This is a genomic window from Microbacterium trichothecenolyticum (genome assembly GCF_000956465.1).
In the GTDB taxonomy this organism is placed as follows: Bacteria; Actinomycetota; Actinomycetes; order Actinomycetales; family Microbacteriaceae; genus Microbacterium; species Microbacterium trichothecenolyticum.
Genome location: NZ_JYJA01000029.1, coordinates 74,984 through 99,996 on the forward strand (window position 1 = coordinate 74,984; position 25,013 = coordinate 99,996).

Here is a 25,013-nt window from a genome sequence, read left to right on the forward strand (position 1 = left end):
CCGGCCTCGGCGCGTACACAGCGAGACGCCCCCTCGCGAGGAGCGGGGGCCTCGAGCAAACGTGACTCGGGTCAGCGATCCCCGCATACCCCGTCAACAGGTCAACCGCGGTTCCACAGGACCGATCTCCGCGCTCGTGTCCTGCGGAAGCCCGGTTGACCTGTTGCGGGATGGAGGGACGGATGCTGCGACCCCCGGCCGCGGCGCGTACACAACGAAGACGCCCCGCCGCGGGGGGCGGCGGGGCGTCTGGGAAGCGTGCGCTGGGGTCAGCGGCCGCCGCGGCGGTTGGTGCCGTTGGGGCGGACGACCGAGCCGACCATGAGCTTGCCGCTGCCGCCCGACGAGGCGCGACGGCCCGAGGTGCGGGGGTTGCCCGTGGGCTGGGCCGAACGCGAGTGGCCGGCGCTCTGGTCGTGACGCTGGTGCGACGCCTTGTCGTGCGCGGCGGCAGCGTCCCGACGCTCACCGCCCGACGCCTGCTGACGCGAGCCCGAACCGCCCTGGCCGGAACCGCCCTGGCCGGAACCGCCCTGGCCGGAGCCGCGACGGCGACCGCCGCCCGAGCGACCGGCGCCGGAGCGACCGGCGCCGGCTGCGGCATCCGTATCGCGAGCGTCACGAGCGGCACGCTTGCGCTGAGCGTTGGCTCCCTGGCTGGTGCCGCGCGGCGTCTCGGCGACCGGGGCCGGCTTGACGTACGGCGCGACCTGGCCGACGAGCTCGACGACCTCGGGCGAGGTCGCGGTGACCGCGACGGGCTCGACGGAGATGGCGGCCTTGCGCAGCAGTTGCGACACGTCGCGCTTCTGCTCGGGGAGCACGAGGGTGACCACGGCACCCTCGGCGCCCGCGCGGGCCGTGCGGCCGGAGCGGTGGAGGTACGCCTTGTGCTCCGTCGGGGGGTCGACGTGGATGACGAGCTCGACGTCGTCGACGTGCACGCCGCGGGCCGCGACATCCGTCGCCACGAGCACCTTGACGGAGCCCGACGAGAACGCCGCGAGGTTGCGGTCGCGCGCGGCCTGCGACAGGTTGCCGTGCAGGTCGACGGCCGGGATGCCCTGACCGGTGAGCTGCTTGGCGAGCTTCTTCGCCTGGTGCTTGGTGCGCATGAACAGGATGCGGCGACCCATGCCCGAGGCGAGCGCCGTGACGACGTCCTTCTTGGCGTCGGCGTCGGCCAGCGTGAAGACGTGGTGCGTCATCGCGGCGACGGGCGAGTGCGCCTCGTCGACGGAGTGCAGCACCTCGCTCTGCAGGAAGCGGTTCACGAGCTTGTCCACCCCGTTGTCGAGGGTCGCGCTGAACAGCAGGCGCTGGCCGCCGGCCGGCGTCGCGTTCAGGATGCGCGTGACGCCCGGAAGGAAGCCGAGGTCGGCCATGTGGTCGGCCTCGTCGATGACGGTGACCTCGACGGCGTCGAGGTGCACGAAGCCCTGCTTCATGAGGTCCTCGAGGCGGCCCGGGCACGCCACGACGATGTCGACGCCGGCGTTGAGGGCGTTGACCTGACGGTTCTGGTTCACGCCGCCGAAGATCGTGGTGGTGGTGAGGCCGTACGCCTTGGCGAGCGGGGCGAGGGTCGCATCGATCTGCGTGGCGAGCTCGCGCGTCGGCGCCAGCACGAGGCCGAGCGGGCGCCCCTTGCGACGGCTGCCGCCGGCCAGCTTGCCGCCGAGGCGCGCGGCCATGGGGATCGAGAAGGCGAGGGTCTTGCCCGAGCCGGTCTTGCCGCGGCCCAGCACGTCGCGGCCGGCGAGCGTGTCGGGGAGCGTGTCGACCTGGATCGGGAACGCGGTGGTCTTGCCGTTCGCGGCGAGCGCGTCGACAAGGGGCTGAGGCACGCCGAGCGCGCCGAACGAGGTTTCGGTCATGAGTGGATGTTCTCCGGGCACACGGGTGCCCTGTCGGTGGCCGGGGCGTATCTCGCCCGCGGGTCGCCGTACGAAAGATGTCAGCGCGGTTCTTCGGAGCGGGGTCCGGATGCCGGCGAGGGAAGCGTTCTACGACGCGAGAAGCGCAAGAATGCGCTGCAAGGGTTTCCACCCTACCAGTGGGTGGCTGGGCGTTGCCCTCCGCCGTCAGAGGCCGGCGGTGTCTTTGCGTTTCTTCGACCCTTTGCGTATGCGCTCCCGGCGGAGTGCCGGCTCGGCGTGCGGGGCGGCCTCGGGGTCGGGGGCGTCGTCGGGGTCGTCGGCCTCGAGGTCAGCCTCAGGCGCGGAGGACTCCGCTTCCGACTCGGGCTCGTCGGGCTCGTCCATCGCCGACTCTGACGTGTCGGACTCCTCCTCCGTCGGTTCACCCTCAGGGTCTGCCGACTCGGGCACCTCCTCGGACTCCGCTGCGATCCCGGCAGCGCCGGGCTCGTCCGCCGGCGCCTCCGTCGCCTCCGCCGGCGCCTCCGCGTCCTCCGCCGGCGCCTCCGCGTCCTCCGCGGGCGCTTGCGTCTTCTCCGCCGGCGTCTGTTCCGCGAAGCGGTCGGTCGCAGCGCGCAGGGCGGACGCGATGCCCGGCTCGGACGCGGCGTGCGCAGCATCCGGGATCATGACGAAGTCGGCCTCGGGCCAGGCGCGGTGGAGGTCCCACGCGGTCATGGCAGGGGTGCAGACGTCGTAGCGGCCCTGCACGATGACGGCGGGGATGTCGCGGATGCGGCCGACGTTCGCGATCAGCTGCTCGGGTTCGAACCAGCCGCCGTGCAGGAAGTAGTGGTTCTCGATGCGGGCGAACGCCACCGCCGCGCGCGGTTCGGTCATCGCCTCGATGAGCTCGTCATCCGGGAGCAGAGTGAGGTTGGCGGCCTCCCAGCGCGACCACGCGACCGCAGCCGGCACGTGCACGGCGGGGTCGGGATCCGAGAGCCGGCGGTGGTAGGCCTGCATGAGCTGCGAGCGCTCGAGGATCGGGATGGGGGCGATGAAGTCCTCCCACAGATCCGGGACGATGGATGCCGCGCCGCCCTCGTAGAACCACTCCAGCTCGTGGCGGCGCAGGGTGAAGATGCCGCGCAGCACGATCTCGGTGACGGCCTGCGGGTGCGCCTCGGCGTAGGCGAGCGCCAGCGCGCTCCCCCACGAGCCGCCGAACACCTGCCACCGCTCGATGCCGAGGTTCTTGCGCAGCAGCTCGATGTCGGCGACGAGGTGCCACGTCGTGTTGTGGCGGAGGTCGGCGTCGGGCTCGCTCGCGTGCGGAGTGGAGCGGCCGCAGCCCCGCTGGTCGAGCAGGATGATGCGATACCGCTCGGGGTCGAAGAAGCGGCGGTGCCAGGCCGACGTACCGGCGCCCGGCCCGCCGTGGAGGAACACCACCGGCTTGCCCTCGGGGTTTCCGCTCTGCTCGTACGCGATGCGGTTGCCCTCGCCGGCGATGAGCGTGCCGGTGTCGTAGGGCTCGATGGGCGGATAGAGGATGTCGTCGAGGTGTTCGTTCACAGGCTCGCCCCCGAGACGGCGAAGGTGTCGCATGCGGAGGGACCGTTCCGGTAGCCGGTCTCGAACCAGCGCTGGCGCTGCTCGCTCGAACCGTGGGTCCAGGATTCGGGGTTCACGATGCCCCCGGACTCCTGCTGGATGTGGTCGTCGCCCACCGCGCCGGCCGCGTTGATCGCGTCGGCGATCTGCTGCTGCGTGGGCTCCTTCAGATACGGTACGCCGTTCTCGTCGACCTGCGTGGTCATGTCGCCCACCCACGCACCGGCGAAGCAGTCCGCCTGCAGCTCGGTCCTCACGCCGTTGCTGTCTGGACCGGTGCCGTTGCTCGGGTGCTGGTCCATGATGCCGGTGATGTACTGCACGTGGTGGCCGTACTCGTGGGCGAGCACATAGAGCTGGGCGAGGTCGCCGGCGGTCGCGTCGAACTGCTGGCGCAGCAATCCGAAGAAGGTCGGGTCGACGTAGACCGTCTCTTCGGGCGGGCAGTAGAACGGACCGGTCTGGTTGGAGGCCGTACCGCAGGCGGTGCTGGTCTGCTGGTCGACGATGATCAGCTGCGGGGCGCGATAGCCCTGCACCTGGGTGCCCCAGTACTTGTCGAGGACCACGGTGCCCGCGGCGAGGCGGCACGCGTCGTTGCTGTTCGCGTCGGCGCCGGTCTCGCACTGCTGGATCTCGGACTCCTCGCCGGATCCGACCTGCGGCTGCGAGGGGATGATGCTCGACAGGTCCTGTCCGGTGAACAACTGGAACAGGATCACCGCGATCGCGCCGAGGCCGGCGATACCGCCGCCTGCCACCGCCACGCCCGCTCCTCGACGCCGCGCCGTGTTCCCCCCGACGTTGGCGTTCTCATTGAACGTCATGCCGTCACGGTACCGCGACAGTCCGATCCAGAGCAGGAACCATTCCCTAATCGGCAGGAATGAGTAAAATGCCGCGGTCTAGGCTCGGGGCATGGCGAGCGAACCCACGACCGTGACCATCACCGGCGGCGGAGGCCAGATCGGCTACGCACTGATGTTCCGCATCGCAGCGGGCGACATGCTCGGCCCGGATCGTCCGGTTCGGCTGCGCCTGCTCGAGATCCCCCAGGGCATGCGCGCGGCCGAGGGCGCGGCGCTCGAGCTGCAGGACTGCGCGTTTCCGCTCCTGACCGACGTCGACGTCACCGACGACCCGCTCACGGCCTTCAACGGCACCCGCATCGCGATGCTCGTGGGCGCGCGGCCGCGCACCGCCGGCATGGAGCGTGGCGACCTGCTCGCCGCGAACGCCGGCATCTTCGGGCCGCAGGGCAACGCGATCGGCGCGGTGGCCGACGACAGCGTGCGTGTCGTCGTGGTGGGCAACCCCGCGAACACGAATGCGCTCATCGCGGCAGCATCCGCTTCGCCCGACATCCCGTCCGAGCGCTTCACCGCCCTCACGCGCCTCGACCACAACCGCGCCGTGGGCCAGCTGGCCGAGGCGCTCGATGTCGCCGCCGGCGACATCGCAGACGTCGTGATCTGGGGCAACCACTCCGCGACCCAGTTCCCCGACGTCGCGCACGCGATCCTGCCCGACGCGACGTCGGTGCTCGAGGCTCTGGCCGAGCGCCTCGGCGGCGAGGCCGCGGCCGCGGCATGGCTCGACGACGTCTTCATCCCGCGGGTGGCCAAGCGCGGGGCCGAGATCATCGAGGTGCGCGGCTCGTCGTCGGTCGCGTCCGCGGCCAACGCCGCGATCGACCACGTCCGCGACGAGCAGCACGGCACCCGCCGCGGCATGACCTCGGCCGCGGTCGTCTCGCGCGGCGAGTACGGGGTGCCCGAGGGGCTCGTGTGCTCGTTCCCTGTGACTTCGCGCGGCGTCGGATCGCACGGCGGCGGGTACGAAGTCGTCGAGGGACTCGACCTCGACGCCCGCGCGCGCGCCCGGGTCGCGGCATCCGTGGACGAACTCGTCGCGGAGCGCGACGCGGTCCGGGCGCTCGGCGTGCTCTGACGCGGAGGGCGGTTCGCCGGAGGCCGGAACGGGCGGCAATAGGCTCTGAGTCGTGGAAGCCCTGATCGTCGTCATCATCGCGATCGTGGTGATCGCCCTCGCGACGGCGGTCGCGCCCAAGCTCGGGATCGCGGGACCGCTGATCCTCGTGCTCGTGGGCGGCGCGGTGAGCCTGCTGCCGTTCCTCGAGATCCCCGAGATCAACCCCGAGTTCATCCTCGTCGGCGTGCTGCCCCCACTGCTCTACTCGGCGGCCGTCTCGCTCCCCGCGATCGAGTTCCGCCGTGATTTCGGGCCCATCGCCGGCCTGTCGTTCCTGCTCGTCATCCTGAGCTCCGTGCTGCTCGGGTTCTTCTTCATGGCCGTGATCCCCGGCATCCATCCGGCCGTCGCTGTCGCGCTCGGGGCGATCCTCAGTCCCACGGATGCTGTGGCCACCTCGATCGTCAAGCGCCTGGGTGTGTCGCGGCGCGTGGTGACGATGCTCGAGGGCGAGAGCCTGCTCAACGACGCGACGGCGCTGGTGTTGCTGCGGACCATGATCGCGTCGGTCGGACTCGCGACCAGCGTCACCGGCGACACCCGCATCGGGTTCGGGTTCATCCCGGCGTTCGCGTGGGGCGTCGTCGTCGCGGTCGTGGTCGGCGCGATCGTCGGGTGGCTCAACCTGCGCCTGCGGTCGCTCATCAAGAACTCCGCAGCGAACACCGCGATCGGCTTCGTGGTGCCCTTCATCGCGTACATCCCCACCGAGGAGCTCGGCGGATCCGGCCTCGTCGCCGCGGTCGTCGCGGGCATCGTGACCGGCCAGGGTGCGGCCCGGTGGTTCACGCCCGAGCAGCGACGATCGGATGAGCACAACTGGCACACGATCGAGCTCGTGCTCGAGGGCGCCGTCTTCCTCATCATGGGCCTGGAACTCAGCGACATCGTCGAGCAGAACGTCGAGCAGCACAACGGCATCGGCACCGGACTCGGGATCGCGCTCGGCGCGCTGACGATCATCATCGCGGCGCGCGCCGGGTACGTCTCGCTGCTGGTGTGGCTGCAGAGCCGCCGCGCCCGCGGGCGGCAGCGCACGCGCCTCGAGGCGATGAACACGCGGCTCGACCAGATCGCCGACGGCTCGGTCGTGCCGGATCCGCGATATCGCGGCCGTCGCGGCGAGGCCTCGTTCGACGACCCGCGTGCCCAGCGGCGCCTCTCGTCGATGCGGTCTCGCGTCTCGCGAGCGCTCAGCGACCTCGATTACTACCAGGCGTCGCCGCTCGGCTGGAAGCACGGCGCGATCATCGTGTGGGCCGGCATGCGCGGCGTCGTGACGCTCGCGGCCGCTCAGACGATCTCGAGCGACGTCACCGACGACCGTGCGCTGCTGGTGTTCATCGCGTTCGCGGTCGCCGTGGGCAGCCTCATGCTGCAGGGCTTCACGCTGCCGTGGGTGGTCAAGGCGCTGCGGCTCGAACGGCCCGGCGACGACAGCCTCGACCGCGCCGAGCAGTCGGCGCTCGACGACGAGCTGCGCGATGCCGCGGTCGGCGCACTGTCGAGCCCCGCGCTCCGCCGCCGCGACGGATCGGCGTTCGACGAGGAGCTCGTCGAACGGATCGGCAGCCGCATGGTCGATCCGCCCGACGACGCGGACGGGCTCCCGACCCGCGACCTGCTGGAGCTCCGGCTGGCCATGATCGAAGCGATGCGCGTGCGCCTGAACGAGCTGTCATCGGGCGGCGACTACAGCACGCCCGCCCTGCGCCACGCACTGGCCGAGCTCGACGCCGACCAGCTCAGCCTCGAGCTGCGCCTCGACGACGAAGAGGACTGAGCACGGGTCTTCCGCGACCGCTGCAGTTCCTGGCGCCTGTTGCGTCGCGCGACGCAGCAGGTGCCGGAAAGTGCAGCACTTGCCTCCGGAGGCTACCGCGTCGCCAGGTCACGGCGGTGTGGGGGACAATGGTCGAGAGCGAGGGGGCCTCACATGAGCGAGACGACGAAGACGCCGGATGCCGCGCACACGCACGCGGCGCCGACTCCGGGGTCGGTCGCGTCCGACACCGCGCCGCTGCATCTGCCGCACCAGGCGGCCGAGTGCCCCAAGTGCTTCACCGAGCTGCAGCAGAACCGCAACTGGTGGCTCGCCCAGCCCGCCGGCTCACGTCTCGTCGGGCTCGTGATCGCACGCGACGACATGCCGTCCGTCGTCGAGCAGCGCAATGACCTCACGCGCTTCGGCGTGCCGATCGAAGGCTTCCGCCACCCCGCACCGGAGACGCTGGAGTCGTGGGAGGAGCGGCTCGTCCGCCTGTACGGCACGCTCGTGCGCGGCGACGTGCTCGTGGTCGCGAACGTGCACGCGCTCGGGCGCGACATCGACGAGGAGACCCGCACCGTCGCGGAGCTGCACCGCCGCGGTGTGGTGGTGAAGGTCGTCAGCCACGGTGGGCGCCACCTGTACGACGCCGGGCGCTGACGCGCCTCGCCGGTCAGCCGATGCGGGCGCCTGCGACGATCTGGCGGATCGCAGGCAGCGACGTCTCGTAGTCGGCCGGGGTGGCCGTGCCCGTGACCCGCACCACGTCCGTGACTGGACCGTGCTCGACCACGGTCACCGCGACCACCTGCACGACGGTGCCGACGGCGGCCGTCGCATAGGCGAACTCCGACACGGCCCACGTCCGGCCGGACAACTCGACGCGCGCGGAGTCGACCGGCGCGACGTCGGGAAGCTGCGCGACGTATTCCTCGACTGCGGCGGCCGCCGCCTCGAGCGTGTGTCCGGCTTCGGCGCGCGTCAACCCGACGACCACGTTGGGCGAGAACGCCTCGGGGCCGCGGTCGTCGATGAGCGCGAGCACCGTGCCCGCGAACGCCCGCGGCTCCCAGCCGTCGGGCGCGTCGAGGGTCACCGCCGGGAAGGCGGGGAAGGCGTCGCTGGGGAAGGATGCCTGGGACATGAGGTCCTCTCGGTGTGTCAGGTCCGTATGGGTCGTCGTAGGGCGGGCGTGGTCAGAACAGGCTCATGATGCCGTCGGCCATGTCCTTCGGGCTGAAGGAGATCGACGGCTTCACCGAGAATCCCACACCCAGCGCGAGGCCGAGCTCGAGTTCGAGATCCACCTTGTCGACGCCGAACTGCGCGTTGACGGCGGCTTCCGCCCCGATGCCGGCGCGCACGCCCGCCTCGAGCTCGCCGCCGACCCCGAGCATCTCGGCCTCGACGGAGCCCTTCGCCTCGGCACCGGCGAACGCGCCGGCACTGACGCCGGCCTGCGCCCCCTCGGGCCCGAGGGTGAGTCCGCCGCCGATGTCGGCGCGGGCGCCGGCGAGCGCCTCGCCTTCGACGCCGACGTGGCCGAGGTCGTTGCCGTACTCGGCCGATCCCTCGGCGTAGGCGCCGGCTTTCACGGAGGCCTCCCCGCCCACGCCGATGCCCACGTTGTTCTGCGTGACGTCGTCGCCCAGGTGCTTGCTGCGGTCGTTCGCATCGTTGCGCTGCGTCTCGTCCGATTCGCCGAAGCTGTAGTCGCCCGACGCGTTGGCCTTGACGCCGGCGCCGATCTCGCCGTCCGCCTTCGCCGTGCCGCCGAGCACCTCGGCCTCGGCCTCGCCGCGGGCGTTCAGACCATAGCGCCACGCGACCTCGCCGTCGCCCGCCTCGACGACGCCGTTCTCCCAGCCGGCGAAGTTGGGCGAGTCCTCGTCCGTGGACGATCCCGGCGGTGTGGTCGTGCCCCCGCCGCCGGTGGTCGGTCCGGGCACGCTCGTCCCGGGTCCACCCGGGCCTGCGGAGCCACCGGGGCCGCCGGAGACGGAGCTCGTGACCTCCTGGTCGTCGGCGTTGGTGCGCAGGGCCCGCGACGCGTCACGGAGGCGGGTCGCAGCATCGGTCAGCCGGCGCGAATGGTCCGTGTCCCAGTCGGAGCGGAACGTCGTCGCGTCCGCGCCGTGCCACGGCGCCCTCGAGAGCTCGCCGCTCAGCAGCGTCGTGATCGACTCGAGCGACTGCGCGGCGCGCTCGAACTCGGATGCCGCGTCGCGCAGCTGCGCGACGTCTGCCCCGTAGACACCCATTTCGCACCTTCCGGCGGATCAGGCCCGACCTACGCGTGCAGGGGCGGTCCCGAGGACCGCCCCTGCAACGCGTCGATCAGAGCGACGACGAGGTGCTCTCCTGAGCCGAGGCGTTCGCCGAAGCCTTCTGGCCGGCCTCCTGCAGCGCGGCGATGACCTTCTTGAGCGACGCGGTGTGCTCGCCGTTCCAGGCGTTGCGGAACTGCTCGGCGTCCGGGCCCGTCCACTGCGTCGAGTTCAGCTTCGAGGTGAGCTGCGACAGGATCGACTGGATGTCGCCGGCCTTGCTGTTGAGCTGCGTCGAGAGCTCGCGGACCTGCTGGACGTCAAGACCCCAAACGGCCATGGTGTTCTCCTTCGTTGGTTGCCCGGCGAGCGGGCGAGTGGTTCCGGTTCAGGCCCCGAGTCGTTCCGGGAAGTCCTTCGAGAGGCGATTCCCTCTCATGTCCACGACGCTATCGGCGCCGCTTCCACACCGTCGATGGGGACATATCCCCATCGACGTTGCACCGTCACCAGACGCCGTCCGAGACGGCCACCTGCAGGCGCCGTGCGCGCCCCTGATGGATCGTGAAGCCGCGTCCTGGCGGGAAGTCGGCGCGCTTGACGCGGCCGAGCGACAGCCCGAAGAGGGAGTCGCCGTCCACGTCGCTGGGGGCGAGCAGCAGTCCCTGCCTGGCGGCCTTGAACGGCTGGCCGAGGAGCCACGCCTGGCTCCACGTCGACGACTCCGCCTCGCCGACCACGAACCCGTCGGCGCGCACGGCGGCACGGATCAGCCGGTCCAGCGGCGACTCGGCCTCGCCGCCGGAGAACTCGGTGAGGTGCTCGACCAGGATCGCGGGGTTCGCGAGCGCCCCCGACTCGATCTCGTCGGCGAGCGTGGCGGCGAGCGCGGCGACGGCTGACGGGTCCTGTGCCGCGTACCCCGGCTCGGTCGCCAGCCGCAGCGCGGTGCGCCGGGCCGACAGGTGCACGACGGGCCGCTGCGGATCGGCGCGGCGCAGCGCGCGCCCGATCGTCTCGAGGGTCGTGGTGCGGCCGCTGCCGGGGGGGCCCGCGAGCTGGAACGCCCCGCGCGCGTCGATGCCGGCCGGTCCGAGGTCCTCGTCGGCGAGTCCGATCACCAGGTCGCCGCGCGGGGTGCGCGGCGGCAGCTTCGCCAGGTCCGCGCGCTCCGGCAGACGGCCGACGGCGGGGGCGTCGGCGACGCCTTGGCGCCGCATCGCGTCGGCGAGGCGCTCGAGCTCACGCGCCTGCACCGCCATGTTCGAGCTGCCGCCGAGCACGGCGAACTGGATCTCGTCGCCGTCGAGCATGCCGCGGCCAGGGGGCGAGGCCGCGGTCAGCACGTCCTTCGGGACGCCGAGCAGCAGGTAGTCGTCCTCGGTGGCCAGGCGCAGCACGAATCGCTTCTGCACCGTCGACGAGATCGAGGTCGGGATCGAGTTCGGGCGGTCGCCGGTCATCACGAAGTGCACGCCGACCTGGCGGCCGTCGACGGCGATCTGCGAGAACACTGCGAACCAGCCGGAGCTCCCCGATGCGAACTCGTACCGCTCGCGGAACGCGCCGAGCCCGTCGATCAGCACCACGATGCGCGGCTCGTCGGGACGGCCGGCGAGGCGCCGGTACTCGCCGATCGTGCCCGCCCGTAGGTCGCCGTAGCGCGTCGAGCGCTCGTCGACGATGTCGCGCAGCATCCGGAGCAGGCGGGTGACGCGCTCGTCGTCGTCGCCGTCCACGACCGCACCGACGTGCGACAGACCCTCGAGCATGCGCAGGCCGCCGGCGCCGAAGTCGAGGCCGTAGACGTGCACGGGGCCGCCGCGAGGTGTGATGGCCGCCGACACCGCGATGGTGCGCAGCGCCGTGCTCTTGCCGGAGCCGCCGGTGCCGAAGATCGCGACGTTGCCGTCGCGGTCGGGCTCGTAGAACGTCGTCGGCTGCGACTGCGTGTGCGGGTCGTCGACCACGCCCAGCAGCATCCGTTCGTCCGTGCGGGGGCTGGGAAGGCGTGCCAGGTCGTAGGCGGTCGCGAGCTCGTCGAGCCACGGTCTCCGCGGGGCGGGAATGGCGAGCGCGGATGCCGCGGACCTGACCGTGCGGACGATCCGGGCGATGTCGGTCGGACCGGGATCGGCGACCGCCCTGACCTCTTCGGCCGGCACCTCCCAGCGGGCGCCGACGCCGAAGTCCAGCTCGTGGATGCCGATCTGCGGGCGCGGTTTCTCGCCCGTCGTCCAGCCGCCGACGTAGCCGGTCTGGAACGACGCGATGCGCCCCGGTCCGGTCTTCGCGGCGCCGCGGCCGGGGATCGACGGATCGAAGTGCGCGGCCATCGGCGTGCCGAGGATGTCGGTGGAGTCCTCGGTGTCGGCCATGCGCAGGGCGACGCGGAGGTTGGTGTTGGCGCGCAGGTTGTCCTTGATGACGCCGGCGGGCCGCTGCGTCGCGAGGATCAGATGCAGACCGAGCGAGCGGCCGCGCTGCGCGACGTCCACGACGCCGTCGACGAACTCCGGCACTTCGCTCACGAGCGCGGCGAACTCGTCGACCACGATGATGAGGCTCGGCGGCGTCTCGGGGTCGCCGGTGCGCTCGAGCGAGACGAGGTCCTTGGCCTTCTTGCGGTTGAGCAGGTGCTCGCGGTATCGCAGCTCCGCGCGCAGCGACGTGAGCGCGCGGCGCACGAGGTGCGGCGACAGGTCGGTGACGAGGCCGACGGTGTGCGGCAGGTCGACGCAGTCCGCGAAGGCCGAGCCGCCCTTGTAGTCGACGAACAGGAACGTCACGCGGTCGGGGCTGTGCGCCGCCGCCATGCCGAGCACCCAGGACTGCAGGAACTCGGACTTGCCGGCTCCCGTGGTGCCGCCGACGAGCGCGTGGGGACCCTGCGTGCGGAGGTCGAGGTGGAAGGCCCCGGCACCGCCGTGTCCGACCAGCGCGCGGAGGTTCCCCTCCTTCTTGCGGCGCTGCGGCGGCCGGCCGTCGCGCGGGGTGATCGAATCGCTCTCGCGCCAGCGGTCGACGATCACCGCGGCATCGCCGCCGATGTCGGCGGCGGCGAGGTCGATGAACGACACCGAGCGCGGGAGGTCGGACTCGTCGTCGACGGGGGTTCCGGCGTCGACCGTCGGCGACAGCACGCGCGCCCACGCCGTCGCCGAGCCGTCGTCGAGCAGTTCGACGCGCACCGGGGTGCTCGAAAGGCCCCGGCGGACGATCCCGGCCGCCGTGCCCTCGGCGGCACCGTCGACTACGAGGAACGTCCGGCACGCGGCGGGGAGGGCGAGCGCCGTCGGCGCGACCCAGAGGAGGTGCACCGCGACGTCGGGGCCGCGCTCGGCGAGGCGCGTCAGGCGCGCGCGATCGACAGTGGCGTCGTCCTCGACGATCACGAGCACCGCGGGCACGCGCGACGGTGCGGCGTCGGCCGGCTTTCCCGACTCGATGGGCCCGCGGCCCTTGTGCACGTCCTTGTCGCCGACGCGCTCGTCGACGAGACCCTCGAGACGGGAGAGAAGGGATGCTGCGGTCCCGGGGTTCGCGGCGAGGTGCGCGCCGTCCAGCGGAGTGTGGGGCGAGCTCGTGTGCGGCAGCCACTCGAGCCATGACCAGGCCGGACGCGACGCGGGTGACGTGAATGCCGTGACGATGAGCTCGGCAGGAGAGTGGGTCGCCACCAGCTGCATCGCGAACGCGCGCGCCGCGGCATCCGCCTGTCCGCGCGAGCCCGCGATGCCGACGTTGCCCGCCTCGCGGAGGTCGGCCACGACGGGCACGTCGTCGATGGTCGCGAAGCGCTCGCGCACGGCCAACAGGCGCTCGGTGAACTCGGGCTCGGTGTCTTCGATCGAGCCGAGCTCGATGACCGCGCGAGAAGGCAGGGTGCCCGTGCCGAGGCGGGCCGTGAGGAATGCCGGGTGCTCCGGGCGATGGGTCCACGTCAGGTCGCCCCACGACGACAGCGACGCGAGCGCATCGGCCAGCGCCGGCACCTCGGCCGAGCGCACCGCGCGCTCTTCGATCTGCTCGCGGTGCAGCAGCGCGTCGAACTGCTCCATTCCGGCGTCGAAGCGCGCCACCGCCTTCTTGTGCTCGGCCCGTGCGGCGAGCTTGTTGTCGACGAACGCCGCGATCATGATGAGCGGGCTCAGCGCGATGAAGACGACGGCGAGGATCGACTGGGTGAACCAGAAGAGGATCGCACCCATGAACAGCGGCGCGATGAGCGCGATGATCGGAAGCCGCTGAGCGGCCTGCGGCCGGGGCGGTTTGGGCGCCGGGAAGTCGGGCTTCTCGTAGCGCGGCACGACGCGCGGCGAGCGCACGATCTCGACGGTGGATGCCGCCGAGTGCACGCTGCCGGGGCGCGTGAGCGGCACGACCGACACCTCCGTCGACCCCAGCAGCACGACGTCGTCGGGCGAGAGCGTGGTGCGGGCGATCTGCTCGCCGCCCATCACGAGGCCGTTGGCCGAGCCGAGGTCGATGATCTCGATGCCCGCGTCGACGTTGATGCGCGCGTGGCGCTTGGACACGAGGGCGTCGTCGATGACGATGTCGGCGCCCCGGTCGCGGCCGACGACGTTCGATCCGGCGCGCAGCGGCAGCTCGCTGCCGGCACGCGGTCCGTTGCGGATGCGGAGCACCGCGGCGGGCGCGTCGTCACCGACGTACGCGGGCGCGGCGACGACCTGCACGGTCTGCCCCGAGCGGATGCCGGATTCGGCGACGGCGCGCTCGGGGTCGACGATGCGTGGCCCCGCCGACTCGGCCGCCGCGAGGGTCACGGCACCCGGGTCGGCGATCTCGGCGGTCGGATCGGCGAGCACGAGTGTGCGCGCCAGGTCGCCCACGGTCGAGGTGCCGTCGGCCGTGACCTCGAGATCCACCGGCGTTCCGGGCCGGTGGAGCGTGAACTTGAGCTTCACGCGTCGTCCTCTCCCAGGTCGTTCTCACCGCGGAGGGAGCCCTCGTGCTCGACGTCCAGGAGGGGGAGGTCGTCGCGGGTGACGAGGCGCGCCGCGATCGCGTGCTCGACGAGTCGCACACGGCGGTTGGTCGCGTACGAGCGCACCCCGCCGCGCATGCCGGGCACGCCGACACGATCGAGCTTGTCGCAGACGTTGTCGAGCTTGCGGTTGAAGCGCGTGAGCGTCCACCCGAGCCGCTCGGCGGCCTGCGCCGACGTCGGCAGCTCGCTCATGCCGGTGCCCTCGCGCCGCAGCACGGGCTCGGCGAGCGCCAGGATCATGACGCGCTGGCTGTGCGTCAGCGGCACGTCGCCGATCGTCGAGAGGCCGTCGTCGTCGGCGGGCGGCTGCGTGTCGCGGAACGTCGGCTCGGCCGCGTGGATCGTGAGCTCGTACGTCGTCGGGCCGGCGCTGAAGATGACGGATGTCGAGGCGAAGACGAGCGGCAGCCGTGCGCCGGGGGCGAGCCAGGCCTGCACGCGCCCGCCGGAGTCGGTGACCGTCGCCGACAGCCGCGAGCCCACGTTGGAGAGCAGCCAGAGCCCCTCGACGTTCTGGATCGTGAGGAAGTTCCGGTGCAGGAACAGGTTGTCGTCGATCGCGAGGTCGCCCTCGCGCCCCACCGTGAAGACGGCGCCGGGCTCGACGGAGAACTCCTCGCCCGCGAACTCAACGGTGAGCGCGTCGGCCTCTGCGGTGGTCACGGCGTGCACCCCCGGGTGGGATCGGGCTGCTGCTGACCGTTGGCCCGCACCAGCGTGACGTCCACACAGGTCTGCCCCGTCGTCGCGGCCGGCACGGTGATCTCGGGCGCCTCGACCGGCTCGGTCTCGCCCGTGCCGTCGGTCAGCGAGACGGCCTCGATGATGTAGAAGTCGCCTTCCTGGGGATCCGGGTTCGTCCACGTGAACCTCACGCCGCCCTCGACCGGTGCGCCGACGACGTCTGCGACCGCCGGGACGACGGTCGAGAGCGGATCCTGCGGCTTCGAGGACTCCGTCGGCCTCGGCTGCTCCTGTGCCGTGCCAGACAGGATGCCCGGCAGCGACACCCCGACGATGACCGCGACGATCACGAGCGCGGCGGCGCCGAGCCCGATCCACAGACCGGTACGGCGGCGACGCGGCGCAGCATCCGTGTTCTCCTCCTGCGGAGGTGCCGCCTCGAAGGCGGGAGCGCGGACGATCGTCTCGTCGAGCGACACCGGCAGGCCGAACTGATCGCGCCGGACCGTCTGCTCGTACGCCGACGGCGGGGCCGCGGGCGCCCGGCGGGCGACGGTCTCGGTCTCGACGGGCGCCGCGTCGAACCGCGGCGCGTAAGCCTGGCTCGGCGCGGTCGTGGCGGAGGGGCGGGTCATGCCCGCGGCGGGAGTCGTCTCGGGGTTGATGCTGACGACGCCGCGGACGCGAGTGAGGCCGTCGTCCTCGTCCTCCTCGATGTCGTCCGGGAGCTGGTCGTCGAGGATGTCGATCGGTGTGACCGAGTGCGACAGCTCGATCTGCACGGTCTGCAGCGCACGCGCGAAGGCGAGCGCGCTCTCGTAGCGGTCGGCGGGTGCCTTCGCCATCGCGCGCTCGAGCACGCGCTGCAGCGACACCGGGACGTCGGCGCGACCGAGAGTGGGAAGCGGCAGCGTCTCGATGCGGTGGATGAGCTCGGCCGCGCCGTTGCGCTGACCGGGCAGCTCGAACGGCGAGCGTCCGGCCAGGAGCGTGTAGACGGTCGCGCCCAGCGCGTACACGTCGGAGCGCGGCTCGCTGCGGGGCACGTCGGCGAACGACTCCGGCGGCGACCACGGGATCGACAGGCCCGCCGACTCGGCGGCCGCGTTCGTGGTCGAGGCGATGCCGAAGTCGGTGAGCGCCGGGCGGTTGTACTCGGTGACGAGGATGTTCGCGGGCTTGATGTCGCGGTGCAGCACGCCCGCGCGGTGAGCCGTCTCGACGGCGGCGGCCACCTGAACGCCGACGCGCAGCGACTCCGCGATCGAGAAGGGCTCGCGCCGGTACCGCACCTGCAGGTTCGGCCGCGGGCAGTACTCCATCACGAGGTAGGGGCGGCCGTCCTTGGCGACACCCGCCTGGTAGATCGTGACGATCGCCGGGTGCGTCGACAGCATCGCCATGACGTTCGCCTCGGCGGTGAACTCCTCGACCGAGCCGCTCGACATGCGGTCCGTGAGCAGCACCTTCACCGCGACGCGGCGCTTCGGCAGCTGCTGCTCGTACAGGAACACGTCGGCGAAGCCGCCCGATCCGAGCAGGTCGACGTAGGTGAAGCCGGGAAGATCCGGCGGCGCCATGGGCGCGCGCTTGGCGCTCACGACAGCCCCTCGATCGCGACGGTGATGCCGTCGCCCAGGTCCAGCACGTCGCCCGGGATCACGACCGCCCCCTCCCCCGGATGCAGCCGCACCGGTTCGGCGCCCTGGCGCAGCAGCGTCGTGCCGTTCGTGGTGCGCAGGTCTGTCGCGACGATGCTCTCGCCCTCGACCCGCAGCTCGACGTGGCTGCGCGAGATGTCCTGCTGCGGACTGTCGACGGCCACCAGGTGCGGCAGGTCGGTGCCGCTCACGCGCGTCGAGCGCGGGCGCCGGCCGATCACGACGGTGCGATCGAGCAGCAGCACCTGCCCCGTCGACACCCGGATGCGTCCGGGGGCGGGCGGCCGCGGCGGCGCGAGCGGCGCGGGGGTCGAATCGATGGGAACTCCGGCTCCGCCCGCCGCCTCACGCAGGGCGCGGGCCTGGGCCAGCGAGATCGTGGCCCCGTCGTGGTCGCCGGCGGGCGGGGCTGTGGGAGCGCCGTCTTCGTCCTCGCCCTCGGGGCGGACGGCGGCGTCTTCGACCGAGCGGATCACCGTGGCGCCCCAGAGGTGGTCGTAGCCCGTGGTCGAGGCGAAATCCTCGGCGGCGACGGGCGCGGCGGGCGACGGCACAACGGTGTCCGCAGCGGCGGGAGGGATGAGGGCCGAGTCGAGGGGAAGCAGGGTCTCGGCGTCGACGACCGACGGCACGGCCGTCGAGTCGATGAGCTCGGCGGCGGGGGTCGAGGACGGCACGTCGGGCACGGCGACGCGCGAGGACCACGGACCGCGAACCGGCGGCTCGCCCGACGAAGGGGCTGCCACGGGCTCCACCGGACTCGCCGGCGCTTCTGCGGCTGCCGGCGCATCGGCTGAGGGAGCCGGCTCCGACGCCGCGGGCACCGCGACGTCGCGCCGACGCGGACCGGGTGCGGGCTCGACCGGGGCGTCACCGGCGGCCGACGTCGCACCCGCCGGCGCAGCATCCCATTCGATCCTGCTCGCCAGCACGATGCCGTCGGCGATCTCGAACTCGGCCGGCGTGTCGGACCCAGGCGTCGTGAGCGCGACGCGCACCGCGCCCGGGATCACGCGCTCGGTCCACGTCGTGACGCCGGCGCCCGATACGCGCTCCGACGCCGCGGCATCGACGTCGAACGCGAAGTCGCCGCGCACGGCGACGCGGATCCCGTCGCCGTCAGCGAGGGCCACCGCGAACGCGGGGATCGCGGTCAGCGACGCGCCGTAGGCACCGGTGAGCGCCTCGATGACGCCGCCGAAGCCGCGGCCGTCGGCGAGCACCGACCGGATGCGGGCGAGCAGCGACGCCGAGGCGCCGGGCTCGAGCACGGCGAATCCGCGTGGGGTGACGGCGACCGGCGTCGTTCCCGGAGCGTAGATCGTGGGCATCAGAATCCTCCCGCGAACACCGCGCGGGGCAGCGTGTCGCCGTCGATGTCGGCGTCGGTGGTGCCGGCGGCGTTCGCCGGCACCGTGTCGCGCTCGCACGTGCGGCTCGTGCGCGTGCGAACCGCGAGGGCGTCCACGACGATCGCGGTGATGTTGTCGCGGCCGCCGCGCACCATCGCCTCGTGCACCAGCCGCGTCGCCGCCGCCTGCGGGTCGGCCTCGGCCAGGAGGATGCCGTGGATCGCGTCCTGCTCGAGCTCGCCCGAGAGTCCGTCGGAGCACACCAGGATGCGGTCGCCGTCCTCGGCCGGGATGAGCCAGTAGTCGGGCTCGGCGTCGCTGCCCGCCCCGATCGCGCGCGTGATCACGTTGCGGCGGGAGTCGCGCTGAGCGGCGTCGGCGGCGAGCTGCCCGCTGTCGACGAGCTCCTGCACGACCGAGTGGTCGACGCTCACCTGCTCGAAATGGCCCTCGCTCAGGCGGTAGGTGCGCGAGTCGCCCAGGTTGATCGCGAGCCAGTAACCCTCACCGTCGACGTCGGCGATGACCACGCCCGCGAGCGTCGTGCCGGCACCCGCACCGGCGCCGGCCGGCAGCGCCGCGACGCGGCGGCGCGCGGCGACGACCGCGGCCTGCACGTCGTCGATAGTCAGGCTCTCGCGTCCGGAGAGGCCCGAGAACTCGTGGATCACCGTCGCGCTCGCGATCTCGCCGGCGTTGTGACCGCCCATGCCGTCGGCCACGAGGAACAGCGGCGACACCGCGAGATGCGAGTCCTCGTTGATGCGGCGGCGCAGGCCCGCGTCCGTCGACGCCCCGAACGCGACCGCGATCGGCGGAGGTGATCCGGTCATCGCTCGAGCCCCACCGTCACGCGCCGGTCGCCGAACTCGAGCGTGTCGCCGTCGCGCAGGTTCGTGCGGACGCCCGGGGTGAGCGGGATCCGCCCGCCGTCGCGGACGAGCGTGGTGCCGTTGGTCGAGTGCCGGTCGGCGATCCAGGCGCCGGCGGTGTCGCCGCCGACCTCGAAGTGCGTCTTCGACAGCGACAGCGTCTCGTCGCGCACCGGGATCGCGACCGCGCCGTCCTCGCTCGCGGGGTTGCGACCGTAGAGGGTGCGCCCGTACACGGCCATGCGCGTGCCGTCATCCCACGTCAGCACCGCGAGCACGGGCGCGCCGTCGTAGAGCGCGGCCCGCTGCGCCGGCGGCGGCACCACGATGCGCGTGGACTCGACGTCCTCCTCCGCGGAGGCGGGGACGACGGTGGAGGCGGTCGCGGTGGCGCCGAGCGGCTCGGTCGTGGTCGCGGCGGGGAAGGGCATGGTGACGCTGGGGAAGGACCCGGCCGCCCGCGTGGGCCCGGGTTCGTGCGTGATCCACGGGACGTCGGCGATCACTCCGGTCGATACAGGAGCGGCCGGGCGCGTCGAGGCCGGGGCTGCGTGAGCCGGCATGAACCCCGGTGCGGGCAACGGGCCCGCAGGCTGCAGGGAGGGCGCCGGCGCCAGCGATGCGGCCCCCGTCGGCGGAGGCAGGTACGGGTTCACCGTGGCCGTCGCCGCGGGCGCAGGGGGCGCAGCATCCCGTTTCCGGATATCGACCACGAGGGCACGCGATGCCATGTCGTGCCAGCCCTGCCGGCGGCCGCTCGCATCGAAGAGGGGCGTGAAGTAGCCGACCACGATCGACGCGGCGAGGCCGAACACGATGTTGCGCAGGATCGCGCGCCAGAAGCCGATCGGGGCGGCCGAAGCGGCGTCGTGCAGGCGCAGTCCGAGGATCCGCTGCCCGATGGACCCGCCGCGGCCGCCCTGCATCGCCGAGTAGACGAGCCACCAGGCGAACAGCAGGAGGCCGATCCCGGCGTAGCTGAGCAGGATCATGACCGCCAGGCCGTCGCGGTCCCAGGCGGGGCCCACGCCGAAGATGATGCCGACGACGATGCCGACCAGCACGGCGCCGATCACCCAGGCGACGCCGATGTCGATCGCGAACGCCCCCACTCGGCGTCCGATGGTCGCCGCGGGGGCGGCGCCTGGCGGGCTCGCGGTCATTCGTTCTCCTGTGCGGGGTGGGTGGAGCGCTCGGGTGCGCTCCGGGTCTTGCTGCCGCGGCGCGAGCGCCGGGTCGAGGTCTGGGCCGCTTCGGCGTCCGGTGCGTCGGGCTGCGGGGCAGCGACGGCGTCCGGCGTCCGCGTCCGCGGTGCGCGCGCCGGGCGCGCAGGCAGCGCGAATCGCGTGCCCTCGAGGAGGGTACGGATGCTGAGCCTCGCGCCGAGACGCTGCCACACCGAGCGACCCTTCCCCATGCCGCCGACGATCTCGTCGACCTGTGTCCAGAACGCCGCGATGTCATCGGGCGACGGCTCGGTGGGACCGAACACCTCGAGGTCGGCGCGGGATGCCAGGGTCGCGACCCGCGGCTCGGCGAACGCCGCGGTGAGCACGCCGGCGTCCTCCTGGCGCGTCGCTCCGGGGCGCACGGGCGCCCCGAAGTCCGAGGCGCGATCCACGAGCTCGTCCCACCCGCCGCTGATGCGGTCGGCGGCGCGCTCGGCATCGCGCCGCTTGCGGCGGCGCGTGGCCTTCAGGGCGCCGATCACGATGAAGGGCGCGAGCACCACGGCGAGAAGGCCCAGCAGGCCCGCGCCGATCGACACGATCGTCCACAGCAGGCCCGCGTCGAACGCGTTCTCGTCCTCCGAGCCCCGGTCGTCGGCGACCGTCGGAGGCAGGTCGACGGGCTCCGCCGGCGGGGGCGGTGGCTGCAGCACCTGCGGCTTGGGATCGGCCTTGGGCTTGGTCGTCTGGTCGCTGGGGACCTGGTCCTCGGGAGGCGTCGGGTCGAACGGCACCCATCCGGCGCCGTCGAAGGCGACCTCGACCCACGCGTGGAGGGTCTCGCCGGTCGCGGCGTACACGGGCTCTCCGGCGGCATCCTCGTCAGGGTAGAACCCCATCACGACGCGCGCCGGAATGCCGACCTGGCCCGCGAGCAGGGCCATCGCCGTCGCGTACTGCTCGTCGTCACCCACCATCTGCTCGGAGCCGAGCAGCGTCGCGATGCGCTCGGCGCCGTGGCCGGCGCGCGAGAGCGGCTGGCCGGCGAGACCGTGGCTGAAGTAGCCGCCCTCCGACAGCATCTGCTGCAGCGCGCGCACCTGTTCCACGGGCGTCTCGGCCTCGGCGACGGTCTTCGACGCGATGTCGGCCAGCGCCTCGGGCACGCCGGTCTGCTTCGGCATCTTCAGCGGTGCGAACCTCTGGTCGGCGAGCGCCTCGTCGCTCGGCACCTCCGGGATCACCGCGTCGAGCGTGTACTCGTCGCCCTTCTCGAGCCCGACCGTGACCACGCCGGTCTCGGTCGCCTCGTTGTAGTGCGCGGTGCGACGGAGGTCGTCGGCGCGGTCGCCGTCGAACGTGACGCTGCGGACGGCGCCGGCATCCGGCATCCACACGCCCTCGAGCTCCCCGATCTCGACGTGCACCGTCGCGGGCGTGCCCTCGGCGCCGGCGGACATGTTGGTGCGCGCCGGTGTGAACGCGCTCGACGAACCGCTTCCGTCGTCCGACACGTTGTACACGGTGCCGTTGTACGCGTCCATCGTGGCCAGACGCATGCGGGCGCCCTCGGGCAGGCCGCTGACGGTGAAGAGCGGGTCCTCGGGGTGGTCGCGCACGTACGCGCGGAACGACTGCAGCGGGCTGGCGAACTCGCGGATGTCGAACGGCGGGATCACGACGTCGCGCAGCACGTACCGCGGCGACGACGGCGCCGCGAACCCGCTGGTGGCGACGCCGACGACGGCGGCGATCGCGACGACGGCGGCGCCCATCAGCACGCGCCGCAGACCGGCGCCCGACTTCGCCGCTCCCTCGCCGACCGAGATCGCGGCCGCCTGCGGCTGCCACGCCTGGCGCAGCGCCAGCCACACCACGGCCACGAGCCCGAACGCGACGCCCTGCACGACGGGCACGAACGGCTCGGACGTGCCGAGCGCGATCTCGATGGCGAGGAACGCGGCCGCAGGGATCAGCGCCCAGCCGGCGCTGCGCAGCCGCAGGGCGAGGGACGTCGTCAGCACCGCCGCGACGAGCGAGAGGATGAACGGCACGATCAGGTGACCGTCGTCGGTCGCCACCGGAGCGATGGTGGTGAGCAGCTGCTTCCACGACATGACCACGCCGAGCGCGAGCTGCCCCAGCGTCTCGAGGGTGGGGATGACGCCCGCGACCGTCGTGTGCGGCAGCGCGAGCGCCCCGCCGAAGAGGAAGTAGACGGCGATCGCAGCTGCCGTCAGCAGCAGGATGCCCCAGCGGAACAGCCGTCCGAGCACGCCCAGCCCCATGCCGAGCACGAGTCCGCCGAGCGCGGCGACGAGATAGCTCGCGCCGTCGAACGTCGGCGCGAATCCGACGATCGGGATGAGCAGCAGCAGCGCGACAGCGCCGAGGTCGAGGATCCAGCGCCGGGCCGGGAGCGCGTCGGCGCGCGACGCGCGGGGACCGGATGCCGCCGCCCGAGGCGGCGTCGAAGCCTCGGCCCGCGTGGAAAGCGGCGTGACGGACGCGCTCATGCGAGCACCTTCCGGAGGGCGTTCGGGAGCTGGTCGAGCGCACCGAGGGTCACGACATCCGCGTCGCCGATTCTGCGCAGCGACGGCGCGGAGTCGCCCGGCGACGCGACCACGGCGAGCACGCGCGCGCCGAACGGCAGGCGACTGCACGCGGTGCGCAGATCGTTGGAGTCGACCTTGCTGCCGCACACCAGCACGACCACGCTCGCGAGGGGCAGAGTCGCGGCGACGACGCCGGCGAGCTCGACGACGGAGCCCGCCTTCGCCTTCGAATGCCCGAGCGCCGAGAGCGAGTCGAGGAACTGCTTGCCCGTGCCGGCCGGCAGCGCGCGCTCCTGCACCCGCACCTCGACGCGCTGCGAGTCGCGCAAGGCGCGCAGGCCCAGGGAGCCCGCCGCCGAGATCGCGAGCTCGAACTCGTCGTCGTCGCGGTAGTCGCCGGGGCTCGTCGACAGGCCGATCACGAAGTGCGATCGGCGGGTCTCCTCGTACTGGCGCACCATCATGTGGCCGGTGCGCGCCGTCGACTTCCAGTGCACGTGGCGGAGGTCGTCGCCGGGCTGGTACTCGCGCAGTGCGTGGAACGAGACGTCGTCGGGCGACAGGTCGGTGGCGGGAAGGCCCTCGAGGTCGCGGAGGAACCCGAGCGACTGCCCGTCGAACAGCACCGTGCGCGGGTGCACGAACAGGTCGACCGGCTCGTCGCGGCGGTGCACGCGCTCGAAGAGGCCGAGCGGATCGCCGCGCACGACGCTCACCGGGCCGACCTTGACGACCGCGCGTCGCGACGTCGGGATGGCGAAGAGCTCTTCTGCGGACTCGCCGGCGGCCAGCCGGTTCACGTCGAAGACGCCGCGGCCACCTCCGACCGGCAGCAGCACGCGCGAGGGGAGGATCGCGCGCGAGCCGGTGTTGGCGAGGGTCAGCGCACCGACGGCCCGCTCCCCCACCACGACGCGCGTGCGGTTGAGGTCGAGCGACACGTCGTAGGCCGTGCGGCCGATGAGGAACAGCAGGCACAGCGCCAGCACGACGGTGATCGAGATCGCCGCAACGGTGAGCTCCCACCAGCCGAGCGACCGGCCGGCGATCCACAAGGTGAGCGCACCGGCGATGAGCACCCAGGCGACGGGGCGCACGACCCCGAACGCGCGGCCGAGCACCGCGCCGACGCGCCGCAGCGCGCCGAGCACCAGCTGCCCGTACCAGGCGCGGCGGTCCTCCGTGGCCGCCGGCTGCCCGAGTGCTTCCGTCGTCATCAGGCCGCGGACCTCGCCTGCGGTGCGGCGACCGACTCGAGGACGCGCCCGATGACGGTCTCGGCCGAGGTGCCGGCGAACTCCGCTTCGGGGTCGAGCACGAGGCGGTGGGTCCACACCGGCGCCACGAGCGCCTTGACGTCGTCGGGCAGCACGAAGTGGCGGCCCTGTGCGGCGGCGTAGACCTTGGCGACGCGGATCATCGCGAGCGAACCACGCACCGAGACGCCTACGCGCGTGGCCGGGTCGTTGCGCGTGGCCTCGGCGAGCTGCGCGGTGTAGCGCAGCACAGCCGGGTCGACGTGCACGGTGCCGGCGAGGTCGGCCATGTCGGCGACGGCACCGGTCGTGATGATCGCGGGCAGGTGCGCCGACGGGTTGCGGTCGGCCGCGCCCGCGAGGATCCGCTCGGCCACCGCGAGGTCGGGGTAGCCGATCGACGTCTTGACGAGGAAGCGGTCGAGCTGCGCCTCGGGCAGCTTGTAGGTGCCCGCCTGCTCGATCGGGTTCTGCGTCGCGATCACGAGGAACGGACGACCGACGTCGTGCGTGACGCCGTCGACGGTGATCCGCGATTCCTCCATGACCTCGAGCAGCGCCGACTGGGTCTTCGGCGATGCGCGGTTGATCTCGTCCGCGAGGACGATCGAGGCGAACACCGGGCCGCGGTGGAACTCGAAGCGGTGCGATGTCTGGTCGTAGATCGTGACGCCCGTCACGTCCGACGGAAGCAGGTCGGGCGTGAACTGGATGCGGCTCGACGTGCCCTGCACGGTGGCCGCGAGCGCCTTGGCGAGGCTCGTCTTGCCCGTGCCCGGGGCATCCTCCAGCAGCACGTGGCCTTCGGCGAGCATCGCCGAGAGCACCAGCGCCACGACATCGCGCTTGCCCATGAGGGCCTGGTCGACGTTGTCGACAAGTCGCGCGAAGGTTCCCTGGAACCAGGCCGCCTGTTCGGGGGTCATCGTCATGCGTGTTCTCGT

General features: G+C 72.5%; 17 protein-coding genes and 1 pseudogene. 3 read left to right on the forward strand and 15 right to left on the reverse strand.

The annotated features are described in order from the left end of the window. Positions 1 to 269 precede the first annotated feature (269 nt). The 3 genes and pseudogenes from RS82_RS05960 to ypfJ form a co-directional block, all read right to left on the reverse strand. Positions 270 to 1,877, reverse strand: coding sequence for a DEAD/DEAH box helicase (locus RS82_RS05960; protein ID WP_045297631.1), 1,608 nt, complete (start codon positions 1,875 to 1,877; stop codon positions 270 to 272). A gap of 594 nt (positions 1,878 to 2,471) precedes the next feature. Continuing rightward, positions 2,472 to 3,470, reverse strand: a pseudogene (pip, locus tag RS82_RS05965) (prolyl aminopeptidase); the annotation flags it as partial. Then, a complete protein-coding gene (gene ypfJ / locus RS82_RS05970; protein WP_045297633.1) occupies positions 3,434 to 4,303 on the reverse strand; it encodes a KPN_02809 family neutral zinc metallopeptidase in 870 nt (289 codons plus the stop codon). The gene ypfJ and the pseudogene pip, both read right to left, overlap by 37 nt. A 91-nt stretch (positions 4,304 to 4,394) precedes the next feature. Here ypfJ and RS82_RS05975 point away from each other — a divergent pair, with 91 nt between their 5' ends. The 3 genes from RS82_RS05975 (at position 4,395) to RS82_RS05985 (ending at position 7,896) form a co-directional block, all read left to right on the forward strand. Continuing rightward, positions 4,395 to 5,426 (forward strand): malate dehydrogenase, encoded by a 1,032-nt coding sequence (locus RS82_RS05975; RefSeq protein ID WP_045297634.1) that lies wholly within the window; start codon positions 4,395 to 4,397, stop codon positions 5,424 to 5,426. 52 nt (positions 5,427 to 5,478) lie between these two features. Next, a complete protein-coding gene (locus tag RS82_RS05980; RefSeq protein ID WP_045297636.1) occupies positions 5,479 to 7,251 on the forward strand; it encodes a cation:proton antiporter in 1,773 nt (590 codons plus the stop codon). 153 nt (positions 7,252 to 7,404) lie between these two features. Next, positions 7,405 to 7,896 (forward strand): recombinase family protein, encoded by a 492-nt coding sequence (locus RS82_RS05985; protein ID WP_045297637.1) that lies wholly within the window; start codon positions 7,405 to 7,407, stop codon positions 7,894 to 7,896. Between the two features lie 13 nt (positions 7,897 to 7,909). On the opposite strand, the gene RS82_RS05990 is transcribed toward RS82_RS05985, so the two are convergent. From RS82_RS05990 to RS82_RS06045, 12 genes are all read right to left on the reverse strand, one after another. Continuing rightward, positions 7,910 to 8,380: a hypothetical protein gene (locus tag RS82_RS05990; RefSeq protein WP_045297638.1), complete on the reverse strand. Its 471-nt coding sequence runs from the start codon at positions 8,378 to 8,380 to the stop codon at positions 7,910 to 7,912. 52 nt (positions 8,381 to 8,432) lie between these two features. Next, entirely contained in the window at positions 8,433 to 9,497 is a 1,065-nt protein-coding gene (locus RS82_RS20640; protein WP_052676721.1) for a WXG100 family type VII secretion target, read from the reverse strand. Between the two features lie 76 nt (positions 9,498 to 9,573). Continuing rightward, positions 9,574 to 9,843 (reverse strand): WXG100 family type VII secretion target, encoded by a 270-nt coding sequence (locus RS82_RS06000; protein WP_045297640.1) that lies wholly within the window; start codon positions 9,841 to 9,843, stop codon positions 9,574 to 9,576. Between the two features lie 166 nt (positions 9,844 to 10,009). Then, positions 10,010 to 14,434 carry a type VII secretion EssC family protein gene (locus RS82_RS06005; protein WP_045297641.1) on the reverse strand — a complete coding sequence of 1,475 codons (4,425 nt, stop codon included), beginning with the start codon at positions 14,432 to 14,434 and terminating at the stop codon, positions 10,010 to 10,012. After that, a complete protein-coding gene (locus RS82_RS06010; protein ID WP_245619530.1) occupies positions 14,431 to 15,180 on the reverse strand; it encodes a hypothetical protein in 750 nt (249 codons plus the stop codon). The genes RS82_RS06005 and RS82_RS06010 overlap by 4 nt, the downstream gene beginning before the upstream one ends. Next, positions 15,177 to 16,802: a serine/threonine-protein kinase gene (locus RS82_RS06015; RefSeq protein ID WP_045297644.1), complete on the reverse strand. Its 1,626-nt coding sequence runs from the start codon at positions 16,800 to 16,802 to the stop codon at positions 15,177 to 15,179. The genes RS82_RS06010 and RS82_RS06015 overlap by 4 nt, the downstream gene beginning before the upstream one ends. Further along, positions 16,799 to 18,193 carry an FHA domain-containing protein gene (locus tag RS82_RS06020; protein WP_045297645.1) on the reverse strand — a complete coding sequence of 465 codons (1,395 nt, stop codon included), beginning with the start codon at positions 18,191 to 18,193 and terminating at the stop codon, positions 16,799 to 16,801. Before RS82_RS06020 ends, RS82_RS06015 begins: the two co-directional genes overlap by 4 nt. Beyond that, a complete protein-coding gene (locus RS82_RS06025) occupies positions 18,193 to 19,047 on the reverse strand; it encodes a PP2C family protein-serine/threonine phosphatase (protein WP_045297646.1) in 855 nt (284 codons plus the stop codon). The genes RS82_RS06020 and RS82_RS06025 overlap by 1 nt, the downstream gene beginning before the upstream one ends. Further along, positions 19,044 to 20,249 carry an RDD family protein gene (locus tag RS82_RS06030; RefSeq protein ID WP_045297648.1) on the reverse strand — a complete coding sequence of 402 codons (1,206 nt, stop codon included), beginning with the start codon at positions 20,247 to 20,249 and terminating at the stop codon, positions 19,044 to 19,046. Before RS82_RS06030 ends, RS82_RS06025 begins: the two co-directional genes overlap by 4 nt. Next, complete coding sequence (locus RS82_RS06035) at positions 20,246 to 22,771, reverse strand: transglutaminase TgpA family protein (protein ID WP_084695480.1); 2,526 nt, start codon at positions 22,769 to 22,771, stop codon at positions 20,246 to 20,248. The genes RS82_RS06030 and RS82_RS06035 overlap by 4 nt, the downstream gene beginning before the upstream one ends. Beyond that, entirely contained in the window at positions 22,768 to 24,030 is a 1,263-nt protein-coding gene (locus tag RS82_RS06040) for a DUF58 domain-containing protein (RefSeq protein WP_045297649.1), read from the reverse strand. Before RS82_RS06040 ends, RS82_RS06035 begins: the two co-directional genes overlap by 4 nt. Further along, the gene (locus tag RS82_RS06045) at positions 24,030 to 25,001 is read right to left on the reverse strand and encodes an AAA family ATPase (protein ID WP_045297651.1); all 972 of its coding nucleotides are present in this window, start codon (positions 24,999 to 25,001) and stop codon (positions 24,030 to 24,032) included. Before RS82_RS06045 ends, RS82_RS06040 begins: the two co-directional genes overlap by 1 nt. Positions 25,002 to 25,013 lie beyond the last annotated feature (12 nt).